The 2388-nt window shown below is 47.1% G+C and carries 3 protein-coding genes; all 3 read right to left on the bottom strand.

The window, feature by feature from the left end; genetic code table 11:
* Positions 1-479: 479 nt before the first annotated feature.
* Entirely contained in the window at positions 480-1160 is a 681-nt protein-coding gene (locus BG32_RS09185; protein WP_259459644.1) for a YjjG family noncanonical pyrimidine nucleotidase, read from the bottom strand.
* 2 nt (positions 1161-1162) lie between these two features.
* Positions 1163-2116 carry an alcohol dehydrogenase catalytic domain-containing protein gene (locus BG32_RS09180; RefSeq protein ID WP_121526723.1) on the bottom strand — a complete coding sequence of 318 codons (954 nt, stop codon included), beginning with the start codon at positions 2114-2116 and terminating at the stop codon, positions 1163-1165.
* On the bottom strand, positions 2113-2388 hold a 276-nt coding region (locus BG32_RS09175), incomplete at its 5' end, for a PLP-dependent transferase (protein WP_147434912.1). The genes BG32_RS09175 and BG32_RS09180, both read right to left, overlap by 4 nt.

The following is a 2388-nucleotide window of genomic DNA, read 5'->3' as shown; positions in this document are numbered from 1 at the left end:
GCTGTTCGCTTAGGAGCAAGAACCCGCTGCGCGCTGATGAAAACCGTTTGCCAGTCAAAGTTCCACCGTCCTCCGAGAGGATCCTTCGAAGATGGAAACACAGATCCCGAAACAAGTTCGGGATGACTAAGTAAGAACATTCGAGAAAGCGAGCCGGGTACGACAGTGTTTGCTGATTCCGAAAACGTCGGCCTGAACTTGTTTTACCATCTTGGTCTTGAGAGCCGCTGTTCGCTTAGGAGCATGAATCCGCTGTACGCTGATGAAAACCATTTGCCAGTCAACGGTACAGCGTCCCCGCCAATAAACACCGGTTCTTCGTTCCGACGCTGCGCGTCCAGGTTCTTGGTAAAAGCCGAGGTCAGAGGGAAGAGGTTGAAAGAGCGATAAGAGCTTGATCTTCTTACCTCTAACCTCATACCTCTAACCTCCCGCGTTGCCCTAGTCGGGAACTGGAAACTAACGTAAGGGAACAGCAGCTAGACAAGAAGCATTAATAGCTCATCGTAGTTTCTTGCTATGTTAACGGGGCCTTTGTTTCTCCTGACATGTTTTCCAAACCAGATGAAATCGATTCCCGCATTTTCGGCTCCTCTATAGTCTGACTCAAGGCTGTCTCCTATATACACAACCTCATTCCTTTGAACGCCAGCCCTGCGAATTGCTTCTAGAAATATTCCAGGATCAGGTTTTGCGACTCCCGCTTCTTCGGATGAAAGCGAGAATTCGAAGAATTCGTGGAGGCCCGCAGATAGAAATCTGTTATGCTGCACGCGATATACACCATTGGTTATTATTGCCATCCGTTTACCCTGTCGCCTCAGGGTTGTGAGAAACTCTCTTGCACCGGGCAAAAAATATGCCTTTCTTGAAAGCCTTGTAAGGTATTCATCGTTAAGCTCCTCAGGATCAAAGCTTGCGCCAATGGAATCACAGTATTCCCTGAACCTTCCGACTACTACTTCTTCTTTATTCCTTGTTCCCTTTTCAAGATAGCCCCACCACTTTGAATTTATAGACTGATAAGATCTTACCTGTTCTTCAGAGAGATCAACATCTCGCGCTTTGAAGAGCTCAAGAAGAGATTCTACTTCGCTCCTTTCAAAGTCAAGGATCGTGTGATCCAGATCAAAGAAGTACATCTTATATTTACTGCCCAAAATCAATCCATCCTTATTATTACCTTGAGCGACTTCTTTGCCGCTTCAAAAGCTTTTAGTGATTCGTCGATGTGAAAAATATTCTCGATGAGTGTTGTTGGGTCTACCGTTCCTTCTTCAAGCATGGAAATAGCTTTTTCAAAGGGTCCGCACCTTGAACCGATCAATTCTATTTCCCTAACGACCACGCTCGTCACGTCAAAGGACGGCTTCCCTTGATAGGTGCTTTTCAGCACTACCTTCCCCTGTGGCCTTACTACCCTTAGCGCTTGAGCTAGCCCTAACGGGTTCCCCGTAGCTTCTATTACAATATCGAAGTGTCTGTCGTAAGTTTCGGCTTCGTCGATACTCAAAAATAACGCACCGGAGCTGCTTCCGAGAAGCCCTATCCTTTCGGGGTGTTTACCTACCAATCGGTGTATAATCCCCTTTGCCGAAAGAACCATTGAAATAAGCAGACCCAGTTTTCCATCACCAATCAGGCAGACTCTCTGATCCGGTGAGAGTTCTACGGACTCGAAGACCTGAGCGGCCGCTGCCAGTGGTTCGGTAAATACTGCCTTCAGACTTGAAACAGTTTCTGGAATCACGTGAAGACTCTCGTCTGGAAGTACCGCGTATTCTGCAAATACCCCCGGGTAGCCGGAGATTCCAACGGTCTTGATGTTTCTGCAGTGTTTGAAAAGCCCCTGTTTACAGAGGTCGCAGGTTTTACAGGGAATGTTGATCTCCGTAGTTACACGTTTGCCTGACAAGATGGCCGATTCGCTTTCGATAACCGTCCCCAGAAGCTCGTGACCGAGAATTCCATGGTAGTCCATGTAGCCACGGGTGATTTCCAAGTCCGTATTACAGATCCCGGCAAGATTGACCTTTACCAAAGATGTTCCGGGCCGTCTTACCGGTAATGGAACGTCCAGCAGTTTAAGGTTACCATCAAAGACAAGCGCTTTCATTGTCTGTAAACCTTGTCGAGAGAATCTTCGATATCATTGAGTAAATCCGAGTAATGCTCAAGTCCAGCAGAAATTCGTACAGTCTTGTTTGAAAAGCCGAATTCGTGCAGCTCTTCTTCCGGATAATCTCTGTGAGTCATCATCGCTGGCACCTCCACCAGTGTCTCGGCATCACCGAGAGATACCGCGAGTTTGATTAGTTTCAGATTTCTAACGAAGCTTTCAGCGTTCTCTCTCGGACCTTTCAATTCGAAGCTTATGATACCTCCAAA

Source organism: Mesotoga sp. HF07.pep.5.2.highcov, from assembly GCF_003666285.1.
Taxonomy (GTDB): domain Bacteria; phylum Thermotogota; class Thermotogae; order Petrotogales; family Kosmotogaceae; genus Mesotoga; species Mesotoga prima.
Note: the sequence above shows the minus strand (reverse complement) of the source record. Positions and strands in the feature narration are given on the sequence as shown.

Bases quoted from the DNA above. Each gene is read 5' to 3' on its own strand.
- BG32_RS09180 (WP_121526723.1), bottom strand. From the start codon at position 2,116: ATGAAAGCGCTTGTCTTTGATGGTAACCTTAAACTGCTGGACGTTCCA.